14 protein-coding genes (1 of these 14 running past the window's edge) are annotated in these 11,163 nt (G+C 64.8%); 3 read left to right on the top strand and 11 right to left on the bottom strand.

Annotation, left to right across the window (positions count from 1 at the left end):
* Both F8R15_RS16535 and bfr read left to right on the top strand, forming a co-directional pair.
* Positions 1–71, top strand: partial view of a bacterioferritin-associated ferredoxin gene (locus F8R15_RS16535; RefSeq protein WP_152845324.1) — the final stretch only. 187 nt of this gene lie to the left of the window's left edge; only the last 71 of its 258 coding nucleotides appear in the window; the start codon falls outside the window, past its left edge; the stop codon is at positions 69–71.
* Positions 55–540 (top strand): bacterioferritin, encoded by a 486-nt coding sequence (gene bfr / locus F8R15_RS16530; RefSeq protein ID WP_078542760.1) that lies wholly within the window; start codon positions 55–57, stop codon positions 538–540. Before F8R15_RS16535 ends, bfr begins: the two co-directional genes overlap by 17 nt.
* A gap of 270 nt (positions 541–810) precedes the next feature.
* Here bfr and rpsI read toward each other — a convergent pair whose 3' ends face one another.
* From rpsI to F8R15_RS16515, 3 genes are all read right to left on the bottom strand, one after another.
* Complete coding sequence (gene rpsI / locus F8R15_RS16525; protein ID WP_078522796.1) at positions 811–1,311, bottom strand: 30S ribosomal protein S9; 501 nt, start codon at positions 1,309–1,311, stop codon at positions 811–813.
* Between the two features lie 2 nt (positions 1,312–1,313).
* Complete coding sequence (gene rplM, locus F8R15_RS16520; RefSeq protein WP_078522797.1) at positions 1,314–1,775, bottom strand: 50S ribosomal protein L13; 462 nt, start codon at positions 1,773–1,775, stop codon at positions 1,314–1,316.
* 240 nt (positions 1,776–2,015) lie between these two features.
* On the bottom strand, positions 2,016–2,444 hold the full coding sequence (locus tag F8R15_RS16515; protein ID WP_078542759.1) for a PaaI family thioesterase: 429 nt from the start codon (positions 2,442–2,444) through the stop codon (positions 2,016–2,018).
* A gap of 63 nt (positions 2,445–2,507) precedes the next feature.
* Here F8R15_RS16515 and F8R15_RS16510 point away from each other — a divergent pair, with 63 nt between their 5' ends.
* Positions 2,508–3,296, top strand: coding sequence for an enoyl-CoA hydratase (locus F8R15_RS16510; protein WP_152845323.1), 789 nt, complete (start codon positions 2,508–2,510; stop codon positions 3,294–3,296).
* A 19-nt stretch (positions 3,297–3,315) separates the two neighbouring features.
* Here F8R15_RS16510 and proB read toward each other — a convergent pair whose 3' ends face one another.
* From proB to F8R15_RS16470, 8 genes are all read right to left on the bottom strand, one after another.
* The gene (gene proB, locus F8R15_RS16505) at positions 3,316–4,434 is read right to left on the bottom strand and encodes a glutamate 5-kinase (RefSeq protein ID WP_152845322.1); all 1,119 of its coding nucleotides are present in this window, start codon (positions 4,432–4,434) and stop codon (positions 3,316–3,318) included.
* Positions 4,422–5,450 carry a GTPase ObgE gene (gene obgE / locus F8R15_RS16500; RefSeq protein WP_078571789.1) on the bottom strand — a complete coding sequence of 343 codons (1,029 nt, stop codon included), beginning with the start codon at positions 5,448–5,450 and terminating at the stop codon, positions 4,422–4,424. The genes proB and obgE overlap by 13 nt, the downstream gene beginning before the upstream one ends.
* Before the next feature lie 96 nt (positions 5,451–5,546).
* Positions 5,547–6,062, bottom strand: a complete 516-nt coding sequence (locus F8R15_RS16495) for a GNAT family N-acetyltransferase (protein WP_152845321.1) — start codon at positions 6,060–6,062, stop codon at positions 5,547–5,549.
* A 71-nt stretch (positions 6,063–6,133) separates the two neighbouring features.
* Entirely contained in the window at positions 6,134–6,670 is a 537-nt protein-coding gene (locus F8R15_RS16490; RefSeq protein WP_152845320.1) for a GNAT family N-acetyltransferase, read from the bottom strand.
* A 209-nt stretch (positions 6,671–6,879) separates the two neighbouring features.
* Positions 6,880–7,149, bottom strand: coding sequence for a 50S ribosomal protein L27 (rpmA, locus tag F8R15_RS16485; protein ID WP_075775480.1), 270 nt, complete (start codon positions 7,147–7,149; stop codon positions 6,880–6,882).
* Between the two features lie 12 nt (positions 7,150–7,161).
* Positions 7,162–7,794 carry a 50S ribosomal protein L21 gene (gene rplU / locus F8R15_RS16480; protein WP_152845319.1) on the bottom strand — a complete coding sequence of 211 codons (633 nt, stop codon included), beginning with the start codon at positions 7,792–7,794 and terminating at the stop codon, positions 7,162–7,164.
* Positions 7,795–7,986: 192 nt separating this feature from the next.
* A complete protein-coding gene (locus F8R15_RS16475; RefSeq protein WP_253732697.1) occupies positions 7,987–9,105 on the bottom strand; it encodes a CaiB/BaiF CoA-transferase family protein in 1,119 nt (372 codons plus the stop codon).
* A 154-nt stretch (positions 9,106–9,259) separates the two neighbouring features.
* A complete protein-coding gene (locus tag F8R15_RS16470; protein WP_152845318.1) occupies positions 9,260–11,089 on the bottom strand; it encodes an ABC-F family ATP-binding cassette domain-containing protein in 1,830 nt (609 codons plus the stop codon).
* Positions 11,090–11,163 lie beyond the last annotated feature (74 nt).

The following is an 11,163-nucleotide window of genomic DNA, read 5'->3' as shown; positions in this document are numbered from 1 at the left end:
AAGTGCCGGTCGAACTGACCGGGCTGAGACAGGCACCAATGGAAGGAAGACGACATGAAGGGCGACGCTAAGGTTATCGACTATCTCAACGCAGCTCTGCGCAGCGAATTGACGGCCGTTTCGCAATACTGGCTGCACTTCCGGATGCAGGAGGATTGGGGCCTTGCCGCGATGGCGAAGAAATCGCGCGAGGAATCCATCGAGGAGATGCATCACGCCGACAAGCTGATCGCGCGCATCCTGTTCCTCGAAGGCCATCCGAACCTGCAAAAACTCGACCCGCTGCGCATCGGCGAAGGCCCGCGCGAGACGCTCGAATGCGACCTTGCGGGCGAGCATGACGCGCTGACCCTCTATCGCGAGGCGCGCGACCATTGCGAAAGCGTGCGCGATTACGTCTCGAAGGATCTGTTCGAAGAGCTGATCGCCGATGAGGAAGGCCATGTCGATTTCCTCGAGACGCAGCTCGATCTCTACGACCGCGTGGGCGCGCAGAATTACGCCCTGCTCAACGCCGCCAAGATGGACGAGGCGGAGTAAGCCCTGCCCCTCGCAGGTCAGACAGGCTCGAAGGCGCTCCGAACGGGGCGCCTTCTTCTTTTTGCGGGCAAAAGATCGGGGGCGCCGCCCCCGCTTCGGCTTCGCCGAATTCGCCCCCGGGATATTTGACGCAGTTGGAAGTCAGACCCCGCGCGGCCCTTCCAACTGCCCGAAATATCCCGGGGGAGGCGCGGCACGCGCCGGGGGCGGAGCCCCAAACGAAAAGCGGCCCCCGAATGGGAGCCGCTTTCCAAATCGTATTCGCGAAGTTTAGCGCTTCGAGAACTGGAAGCTACGACGGGCTTTCGCACGGCCGTATTTCTTACGTTCCACAACACGCGAGTCGCGGGTCAGGAAGCCTGCGGCTTTCAGAGCCGGACGCAGCGAGGGATCGTAGAGCTGCAGCGCTTTCGAGATGCCGTGCTTGACTGCACCGGCCTGGCCCGAGAGGCCGCCGCCTGCGACGGTCGCGTAGACGTCGAACTGGCCGTCCACGTTCGCCACGCCGAAGGGCTGGTTCACGATCAGCTGAAGCACGGGACGCGCGAAGTACTTGTCCATCGCCTTGCCGTTCACTTCGACCTTGCCGGTGCCCGGCTTGACCCAGACGCGGGCGACCGCGTCTTTACGCTTGCCGGTGGCATAGGAGCGGCCTTGCGCGTCGCGCACGGGCTCACGGGGCGTGGAGGTTTCGGTTTCGGTGGCGCCAGCGTTGTCCGAGCCGGTCACGACCGATTTCAGATCGTCGAGGGTCTTGATATCGTCGGCCATGATCAGCTCCGGGTGTTCTTCTTGTTCATCGACTTGACGTCGAGAACTTCAGGCTGTTGCGCTTCGTGCGGATGCTCGGCACCAGCGTAGACACGCAGGTTCGCCATCTGCGCACGACCCAGACGGTTGCGCGAGATCATGCGCTCGACCGCCTTCATAACCACGCGCTCGGGATGCGCGCCCTCGAGGATCTGACGCGCGGTGCGCGACTTGATCCCACCGGGGTGGTTGGTGTGCCAGTAGTAGGTCTTGTCGTCACGCTTCTTGCCGGTCATCTGCACCTTGTCGGCGTTGATGACGATGACGTTGTCGCCCATGTCCATGTGCGGCGTGAAGGTGGCCTTGTGCTTGCCACGCAGACGCATTGCGACGATCGACGCGAGACGGCCCAGCACGACGCCTTCAGCGTCGATGATGACCCATTTCTTCTCGATCTCCGCGGGTTTTGCGGTGTAGGTTTTCATCTGTGATCTGCCCTTGTGGGGTATTTCGAATTCTGATGCGGGCTTTTGCGCGATTCCGGACGCGTTTTCAAGTGCATCGTTTCGGAATTTTATAAGCAAAAACAATGCGCTAAAATTTAGGTATCAAAATACCCCATCTCTTGACGCGATGTTGGGCCGGGTTGGGGGCTCTGCCCCCGGCGCATTCGCGCCTCCCCCGGGATATTTGCGCCAAGGCGAAGGCGCAGAGAGTGCAGCGCCCTACCCCATCGCCCGCGGCGGGATCGAATAGGTCATGCTCGCGCGCGCAACGGGCCGGTCGTCGCCCTCGGAATAGATCAGCGCATCGCCCACGGCGAGGACGCGACCCAGCTTGAGTACCCGGATCTTCGCGATCAGGTCGGCCCCTGCGGCGGGCTTGCGCATGAAATCCATGCTCGCATTCGTCGTCACCGCCAGCGCCACGCGCCCGATCCGCGCGAGGATCGCGATATAGATCCCGACATCGGCCAGCGCGAACATGTTCGGCCCCGAGACCGTGCCGCCGGGCCGCAAATGGCGCTCTTCCACCTTCAGGCGCACCACGAGCTCGTCCTCATCGAGTGCCTCGATGGCGAAGTCGCCTTTCACCTGCGGAAACGCCTCGTCGAGAAATTCCGCGAGCTCGTCGCGATCCATTACCAGCGCCATGCGCCCTCCCCTTTTCTTGTCCCTCGCTCGCCCCTAGAGTTTCGCCAAAGAGGAGGAGTTTCAATGACCGATCTGGTGATCCGCGAGGATAAGGGCGCGGTGGCGCATCTGACGATGAACAGCCCCGGCAGCCTCAACGCGCTGTCCGATGCGATGCTGGCCGCGCTCAAGGCGCGGTTTTCCGAGCTGGCCGAGGATACCGGCGTGAAGGTCGTGGTGCTGCGCGGCGCGGGCAAAGCGTTTTGCGCGGGCCATGACCTCAAGGAGATGCAGCGCGGGCGCGAAGCCGAGGATCAGGGCCGCGCCTATTTCGCCGATCTCTTCTTCCGCTGCGCCGAGGTGATGCAGATGATCCCAGCCCTGCCCCAGCCGGTGATCGCCGAGGCGCATGGCATCGCGACCGCCGCCGGCTGCCAGCTGGTCGCCTCCTGCGATCTGGCCGTGGCCGCCGAGGGCACGCGGTTCGGGGTGAACGGGGTGAATATCGGGCTCTTCTGCTCGACCCCGATGGTGGCGCTGTCGCGCAACGTGCCGCGCAAGGTGGCCTTCGAGATGCTGACCACCGGCGAGTTCATCGACGCTGCCCGCGCCCGCGAGGTCGGGCTGGTCAATCGCATCGCGCCGCATGAGGAGCTTGGCGCCGAGACCGAGAAGCTGGCGCAGACCATCGCAGGCAAGCTGGGCGCCGCCGTGAAGATCGGCAAGCGCGCCTTCTATGATCAGGCCAATATGGACCTCGCGCAGGCCTATGAGCACACGGCCGCGGTGATGGTCGAGAATATGCTCTGGCGTGATACGAAGGAAGGCGTGCAGGCCTTCATCGAGAAGCGCAAGCCGGACTGGGCCGAATGAAGGGGCGGAGTAAACCCGCTCAGCCCACCACCATATCGTCGCGATGGATCAGCGCCGCGCGGCCGGGATAGCCGAGGATTTCCTCGATCTCGCCCGAGCGGTGCCCCGCGATCAGCCGCGCCTCGTCGCCGGTGTAGCGAACGAGCCCTTTGCCCAGCACCGCACGGTCCGGCCCCGCAATCGTGACCGGATCGCCGCGCCCGAAGCGCCCGACGACCTTGGTGATCCCGGCGGGCAGCAGTGACTTGCCAGAGCGCAGCGCATTGGCGGCTCCCTCATCGACGAACAGCTCGCCCCGCGGCTTCATCGCCGCGATCCAGCGTTTGCGCGCGGCCTGCGGATCACCCTCGGGCAGGAACCAGCTGCAGCGCCCACCCTGCTCCAGTGCGGCAACCGGATGCTCGGCGAAGCCTTCCGCGATCGCCATCGCACAGCCGCCCGCCACCGCGACCTTCGCGGCCAGCAATTTCGTCTTCATCCCGCCCTTCGAGAGACCTGAGACGGGATCGCCCGCCATTGCCTCGATCTCGGGCGTGATATGCTCGATCACCAGCAGATGTTTGGCGCTCGGGTCGGTCTTGGGGTTCGCGGTATAAAGCCCGTCGACGTCGGAGAGCAGCAGCAGCTGATCCGCCCCGATCGTCACCGCGATCTGGGCTGCAAGCCGGTCATTGTCGCCGAAGCGGATCTCGTCGGTCGCGACCGTGTCGTTTTCGTTCACGATGGGCACGACGCCGAGGCTCAGCAGCGTCTCCAGCGTCGCGCGCGAATTCAGATAACGGCGACGGTCGGCGGTGTCTTCGAGCGTGACCAGAACCTGCGCGGTGCTGACGTCATGCGGCCCCAGAACTTCCTCATAGGCCCGCGCGAGGCGGATCTGACCCACCGCCGCCGCGGCCTGGCTCTGCTCCAGCGGCAACGCGCCGCCCGCGAGATCGAGCACCCGCCGCCCCAAGGCGATGGACCCGGAGGAGACGATCACGACGCCGGTGCCGCGTGCGCGCAAAGCCGCCACATCGGCGGCCAGCGAGCGCAGCCAATCCGCACGCAATCCGCTCTGATCGACAAGCAGCGCCGATCCGATCTTGATAACCAGACGCTTCGCCTGCGCCAGAGCGGGCGCGCTCACGGTTGCCATGCTCCGCCCTCGTCCTCCGGCTTCGGCTTGTCCTTGGCGATCTCCGCCCAAAGCGCGCGCAACACATCCGGCACGCCCTTTTTCGACACGCCCGACATCAGCATCACGCGCCCGCCCGAGGCCTCTTCCAGCTCCGCCTTGCGCTCTGCCAGCGTCTCTTCGTCGATCGCGTCGATCTTGTTGAGCACGGTGACGCGCGGCTTCTCGGCGAGGATTGCCGAATAGGCCTCCAACTCGCCGATGATCGTGCGCCAATCCTCGACCGGATCTTCCGCCGTGCCATCCACCAGATGAAGCAGCACCGAGCAGCGCTCGACATGGCCGAGGAACTGATCGCCCAGACCCCGCCCTTCGGAGGCGCCCTCGATCAGCCCCGGAATATCGGCCACGACGAATTCGCGCCCGTCGATACCGACAACGCCCAGATTGGGCACCAGCGTCGTGAACGGATAATCCGCGATCTTGGGCCGCGCGTTCGAGGTCGCAGCCAGGAAAGTCGACTTGCCCGCATTGGGGAGACCCAGAAGCCCTGCATCCGCGATCAGTTTCAGCCGCAGCCAGATCGTGCGCTCCACGCCTTCCTGGCCGGGATTCGCGCGTTGCGGCGCGCGGTTGGTGGAGGATTTGAAATGCAGGTTGCCCCAGCCGCCATTGCCGCCCTTGGCGAGCAGCACGCGCTGGCCCACCTCGGTCATATCGGCGATCAGCGTCTCCTGATCCTCGTCGAGGATCTCGGTGCCGACCGGCACTTTCAGCACGACGTCGTCGCCGTCCTTGCCGGTGCATTGGCTGCCCATGCCGTGCTGGCCGGTTTTTGCGAAGAAATGCTGCTGGTAGCGGAAGTCGATGAGCGTATTGAGCCCTTCGACCGCCTCGATCCAGACCGAGCCGCCCTTGCCGCCGTCGCCGCCATCGGGGCCGCCGAATTCGATATATTTCTCGCGCCGGAACGAGACGCAGCCCGCGCCGCCGCCACCCGAGCGGATATAGACCTTGGCGAGATCGAGGAATTTCATGGTCAGGCCCCTTTCATCAATGCGCCGGGATAGCTGCCCGCGCGCGCAGGATCAAGCGCCGCGTGGGGGCGCCGCCCCCACACCCCCGGGATATTTTCACCAAGAGGAAGGGGAATGCGCGTCGCAAGGCGGGGTCTCGCAGATCATGTCGAAGTGCCGGAGCTTGCGCCCCAGCGCCCGGTTATCGACAAGCGACTCGCCTGCGTGCCGGAATCCCAGCTTTTCGAGCACCCTGCGCGACCCGTGATTGCCCTCGAAATACCCCGCCGCGAGCGGCCGCGCGTCCGGGGCCTCGAAATGCGCAGCAATGACGGCACAGCCTGCCTCAGTGGTATAGCCATTGCTCCAATGATCCCGGCCCAACCAATAGCCGAATGCGCTGACCTTTCCGATCACTCCACAAAAATCGCCCTGTCGCGTGATTCCCCAGACTCGCCCGAAATTCTCGCGATTGGCGGCGACGGATGCCTCGGCATCGGGTTTGGCATAGGGATACGGCATCTTCGCGAGCCAGCGCGCGACTTCGAAATCATTCGCGGCATGCGTGATCGCATCGACATCTTTCGAAGTCAGGGGACGCAAGACAAGGCGCGGCGTTTCGATCCGGTGCATCTTCCTCTTGGCCCAAATATCCCGGGAGGGTTCGGGAGGGCAGTGCCTCCCGTCCACGCTCTCGGTCTGCGTTACATCTTGCGCAGATAGGTCCAAGTCGGGACATGGCGACCGCGCGCGAGCGACCAGCTTTCCGCATCGCCCAGATACTCGAAGCCGCAATTGGTCAGGACACGAGCCGAGCCCGGATTGTCCTGAAACACCTCGGCAAACAGCGTGCGCGCGTCTTGCGGGTTCGCTTCGATGATCGCCGCGACCGCTTCGGAGGCGAGGCCCGTATTCCAGAACCCCGGTCCAACCCAATAGCCGATCTCGGACTGGTCGTCGTCGAGACGGGTCAGCGAGACGACACCCAGAAGCTCGCCCATGCCGTGACGCGAGCCATCGATCGCCCAGACGTCTTCGACGCGGTCTTCGGCCTGTGCGCGCGTGATGAAATTCTCGGCCGTGCCGGGCGGCAGCGGATGCGGGATCGCGCGAGTGCCTTTGGCGACACGTTTATCGCCGGAATACATCTCGATCAGACCGGCATCCGAACGGCGCAGCGGGCGCAGCACGAAGCGCTCCGTTTCGATCACGGGTTGGGTGGAAATCGTCTCCTGGTACATGGGCGCTCCTCCTCGAAACGCGGACGAACCGGCGGCTCCTCCTGCCGCGTGGTCCTAGTAAATAAATAGGACAGTGAGATGACGATACATCCCCCGACCCGGTAAATTTTCTCGCCGCGTTTGCAAACATTTGCGTGCTGCACTGCAACGAGAAAGGGGACCGGCCTTTCAGCCGATCCCCCGATTTTGTGACACGTTCGTCGGTCGGGTTACTCGGCGGCCTCCGCAGCCGGGAGGACCGATACGAAGGTGCGGCCCTTGAGGCCTTTATGGAAGGTGACGCGGCCTTCAGCCGTTGCAAAGATGGTGTGATCCTTGCCGAGGCCGACGCCCTCACCCGGCCACCACTTGGTGCCGCGCTGACGCACGATGATGTTGCCCGGGATCGCAGCCTGACCGCCGAACAGTTTCACGCCAAGACGACGACCCGCAGAGTCGCGGCCGTTACGGGATGAACCGCCTGCTTTCTTGTGTGCCATGGGTGTCTCTCCTTATTTCGCGAGCTCTTTGGCCTGCTCGACCCAGTCGGGCTTGACCTTGGTAGCTTCAAAGGTTTCGGGATCGACCGAAGCGAGCTGAGCGTAGGTGGTGATGCCAGCTTCGTTCAGCTTCTTCTCGGCCGCCGGGCCGAGACCGGTGATGACCTTCAGATCGTCCGCTTCCGCGACGGCGGCATCCGCCTTCGGCGCGGCTTTCGAAGCAGCAGCGGCCTTCGCGGGCTTGGCCGGAGCGGCTTCGCCTTTGCCACCATGCGCTGCACGACGTGCGATCGCGGTGCCCACGGCTTCCTTCACGCCCGACTTGTCGCCGCCGGTGGCGAGGACGTCGGTGACGCGCAGCAGGGTCAGCTGCTGACGGTGACCACGGGTACGCTGCGACGAGTGCTTACGACGACGCTTGTGGTAGGTGATGACCTTGTCGGCCTTAATGTTGTCGATGACTTCCGCCTGCACGGCCGCACCTTCGACGAGCGGGGTGCCGAACTGGGGCTTGTCGCCGCCGACCATCAGAATCTCGTTGAACTGGACTTTATCGCCAGCTTCGGCTGCGAGCAGTTCCACGCGGAGCAGATCGCCCGCCTGAACCTTGTATTGCTTTCCGCCGGTCTTGAGGACCGCAAACATGGGTCTTTCCTTTTCTTCATCCGCGCCCTGTGGCCCCTTATCGGAGTTCGTTGGACCTGTCGGCCCGCCGTCGGACTGCGCGCTCCTCACGGGAGCGAAGTTGCAAAAACGAGGCCCGGCGGAAAGAAGACTCTCCGCCGGGTCGGGCCGATATCGGGGATCAGCCCCCATCTGTCAAGGAAAAACGAGGTTTTATCCGCAATCGCTCCAGCGGGCGAGCGCCTCCGCCGCGGAGATCCGCCGCCCCTGCGCGCTCGCCTGCCCCGGCGTCGCCGAGAGCCGTGGCGCGGGCGCGGGCTGAGCGATGCCGTCGAGGTCGACATACGCCTCTCTTTCGGCGTTCTGTGGATGCGCAATCGCCTCCGCGATCGACAGCACCGGCGTCGCGCAGGCGTCGCTGCCCGCGAAGATCTCGGCCCAGTCATCCCGGCTACGAGTCGCGAAGCGCTCGGCGAAAGCGTCCCGCAAGGCGGGCCAATTTGCACGGGCCTCACGCGCAGGCAAGTCCTCTGGCGCGAATCCCAACCCCGCGATCAGCGCCGCGTAGAATTGCGGCTCCAGCGCCCCCACCGCCATATGCCCGCCGCAGGCACATTCGTAGACCGTGTAGAACGGCGCGGCCCCGTCGAGCAGATTCGCCTGCCGCCGATCCACCCACGCCCCCTGCCCGGCCATCCCGGTGATCATCGCCATCAGATGCGCCACCCCGTCGGTGATCGCACAATCGACGACCTGCCCCCGCCCGGTCTCGCGCGCCTGCCACAGCGCCGCCAGCATCCCGAAGGCCAGATAGATTCCACCACCGCCGAAATCGCCCAGAAGGTTGAGCGGGATCGCGGGCGCCTCTCCGCCCATCGCATGCAGCGCCCCGGTCAGAGACAGGTAATTGATGTCATGGCCCGCGGTTTGCGACAGCGGTCCCTCCTGCCCCCAGCCGGTCATCCTTCCATAGACCAGCGCCGGATGATCGGGGAAATCCTCTGGCCCCAGCCCAAGCCGCTCCATCACGCCCGGCCGCATGCCTTCGATCACCCCATCGGCGCGGGCGATCAGAGTGCGCACCGCCTCGCGCCCGGCGTCGGATTTGAGATCCAGCTCCACCACGTCGCGGCCGCGGTCGAGCACGTCGACCTCCAGCCCCAGCACATGATTCTCGGCTCCGCCCGAGCCCGGCCGCGCGATGCGGATCACCTCGGCTCCGAAATCGGCCAGACACATCGCCGCGAACGGCGTCGGCCCCAGCCCGGAAATTTCGACAAGGCGCAGCCCGCTGAGCGGTCCCATTCCATCGGCCCCCATTCGCTTTGCCATGCGCCCCTCCTTATCGCCCCGTCAGAGGGGCTCTGCCCCGCTGGCTCCGCCAGCCCCCGGGATATTTCTGCCAATCCGAAAGAGAATGCCCTCCCCTTCGGCTTGGATCAAATATCCCCGCCGGAGGCATCCGACCGAGCCGCGCGCAAAAGGTTTAGGCGTTCTGCGCTTTCTCTTCGAGCTCGAGCCATTCGACCTCAGCCGCGTCGAGCGCCGACTGGCGGTCGCTCAGCATCTCGGTGGCCTTGGCGAATTTCACAGGCTCGCGAGAGAAGAGATCGGGATCGGCGAGCAACTCGTTGATCTTCGAGATCTCATGTTCGAGCTTCTCGATCACGCCGGGCAGCTCCTCCAGCCGGTGTTTCTCGGTAAAGCTGAGGCCCGCTTTCTTCGGCGCAGCTTTTTGGGGCGCGGCGGGCTTACCCTCCGCCTTGGGTGCGTCCTTCTTCGGCGCGGGTTTGGTCTCCGGTGCGGCCTCGGCCTTCTGCGCCTGATAATCCGACCAGCCGCCCGCATAGACGGTGGCGCGCCCGTCGCCTTCCATCGCGATGGTCGTGCTGGCGACGCGGTCGATGAAATCGCGGTCGTGGCTGACCAGCAGCACCGTGCCGTCATATTCGCCCAGCAGGTCCTGCAGCAGATCAAGCGTCTCCACGTCGAGATCGTTGGTCGGTTCGTCGAGAATCAGCAGGTTCGAGGGTTTGGCCATGATCCGCGCCAGCAAAAGCCGCGCGCGCTCGCCGCCCGAGAGCGCCCGGATCGGGCCGCGCGCCTGCTGCTCGTCGAAGAGGAAGTCCTTCAAATAGCCCACGACATGTTTCGGGGTGCCGCGCACCATCACCTGATCGGAGCGCCCCTTCACCGCCATGTCCGGGTCGTTGACCAGCCCGTCCCACAGCGTCTGCTCGGGATTGAGCGTCGCGCGCGCCTGATCGAACACGGCGATCTCGAGATTCGTGCCCAGCTTCACCGCGCCCTCATCGGGTTCAACCTCGCCGGTCATCATCTTCAGCAGCGTGGTCTTGCCGACACCGTTGGGACCGACGAAAGCCACGCGGTCCCCGCGCAGCACGCGCAGGTCGAAATCCTTCACGATCTGCTTGTCGCCATAGCGCTTGGACAGGCCTGTGGCCTCGATCACCCGCTTCCCCGATTGCTGGCCCGAGTCGAGCTCCATCGCGGCCACGCCCTGCCGCTTGATCTGACCCGCGCGTTCGGCGCGCAGCGCCTGCAGAGCGCGCACGCGGCCCTGATTGCGCTTGCGCCGGGCCGAGATGCCTTCGACCGCCCAACGCGCCTCGGCCTTGATCTTGCGATTGAGTTTGTGGCGGGCGTCGTCTTCCTCCGCCCAAGCCTTTTCGCGCCATTCCTCGAAGGTCTCGAAGCCCTCTTCATTGCGGCGCACTTCTCCGCGGTCGATCCAGAGCGTGGCCCGAGTCAGCGCGCGCAGGAAGGCGCGGTCGTGCGAGATCAGCACGAAGGCCTTGCGCGTCTCCTTCAGCTGGTTTTCCAGCCAGGCGATCGCCTCGATATCGAGATGGTTCGTCGGCTCGTCGAGCAGCATCAGCTCCGGCCCCTCGGCCAGAAGCTTCGCCAGCGCCGCGCGGCGACGCTCGCCGCCCGAAGCAGTCTCGACCGGCGTCTCGGGTTTGAACTTCAGCCCCTCTGCAACCATCTCGACGCGATAAGCCTCGGCCGGGTCCAGTTCGGAGGCGGCAAAATCGCCCAAGGTCGCGAAGCCCGACAGGTCAGGCTCCTGCTCCATATAGCCCACCGAAATGCCCGGCGGCACGACCCGCGTCCCCGAATCCGGCTCTATCAGCCCGGCCATCACCTTCATCAAGGTGGATTTGCCCGAGCCGTTTCGGCCCACCAATGCGACTCGGTCGCCTTGCTGGACGGTGAGGGAGAGCCCTTCGAAAACGGGATTGCCGCCGAAGGTGAGCGATATGTCGGAAAGCTGTAAAAGCGGTGCGCGTGCCATGCTCGCGAGCTAAGCGGGCCTTGGCGAAAGGTCAATGGGCCATGCGCGACGCAGCCCCTATCCGCGCCCGCACC

This window comes from Thioclava sp. JE_KL1 (assembly GCF_009296265.1).
Classification (GTDB): Bacteria; Pseudomonadota; Alphaproteobacteria; order Rhodobacterales; family Rhodobacteraceae; genus Thioclava.
This window is presented reverse-complemented; position numbering and strand designations above follow the sequence as displayed.

Bases quoted from the DNA above. Each gene is read 5' to 3' on its own strand.
- bfr (WP_078542760.1), top strand. From the start codon at position 55: ATGAAGGGCGACGCTAAGGTTATCGACTATCTCAACGCAGCTCTGCGC.
- rpsI (WP_078522796.1), bottom strand. From the start codon at position 1,311: ATGGCCGACGATATCAAGACCCTCGACGATCTGAAATCGGTCGTGACC.
- rplM (WP_078522797.1), bottom strand. From the start codon at position 1,775: ATGAAAACCTACACCGCAAAACCCGCGGAGATCGAGAAGAAATGGGTC.
- F8R15_RS16515 (WP_078542759.1), bottom strand. From the start codon at position 2,444: ATGGCGCTGGTAATGGATCGCGACGAGCTCGCGGAATTTCTCGACGAG.
- F8R15_RS16510 (WP_152845323.1), top strand. From the start codon at position 2,508: ATGACCGATCTGGTGATCCGCGAGGATAAGGGCGCGGTGGCGCATCTG.
- proB (WP_152845322.1), bottom strand. From the start codon at position 4,434: ATGGCAACCGTGAGCGCGCCCGCTCTGGCGCAGGCGAAGCGTCTGGTT.
- obgE (WP_078571789.1), bottom strand. From the start codon at position 5,450: ATGAAATTCCTCGATCTCGCCAAGGTCTATATCCGCTCGGGTGGCGGC.
- F8R15_RS16495 (WP_152845321.1), bottom strand. From the start codon at position 6,062: ATGCACCGGATCGAAACGCCGCGCCTTGTCTTGCGTCCCCTGACTTCG.
- F8R15_RS16490 (WP_152845320.1), bottom strand. From the start codon at position 6,670: ATGTACCAGGAGACGATTTCCACCCAACCCGTGATCGAAACGGAGCGC.
- rpmA (WP_075775480.1), bottom strand. From the start codon at position 7,149: ATGGCACACAAGAAAGCAGGCGGTTCATCCCGTAACGGCCGCGACTCT.
- rplU (WP_152845319.1), bottom strand. From the start codon at position 7,794: ATGTTTGCGGTCCTCAAGACCGGCGGAAAGCAATACAAGGTTCAGGCG.
- F8R15_RS16475 (WP_253732697.1), bottom strand. From the start codon at position 9,105: ATGGCAAAGCGAATGGGGGCCGATGGAATGGGACCGCTCAGCGGGCTG.
- F8R15_RS16470 (WP_152845318.1), bottom strand. From the start codon at position 11,089: ATGGCACGCGCACCGCTTTTACAGCTTTCCGACATATCGCTCACCTTC.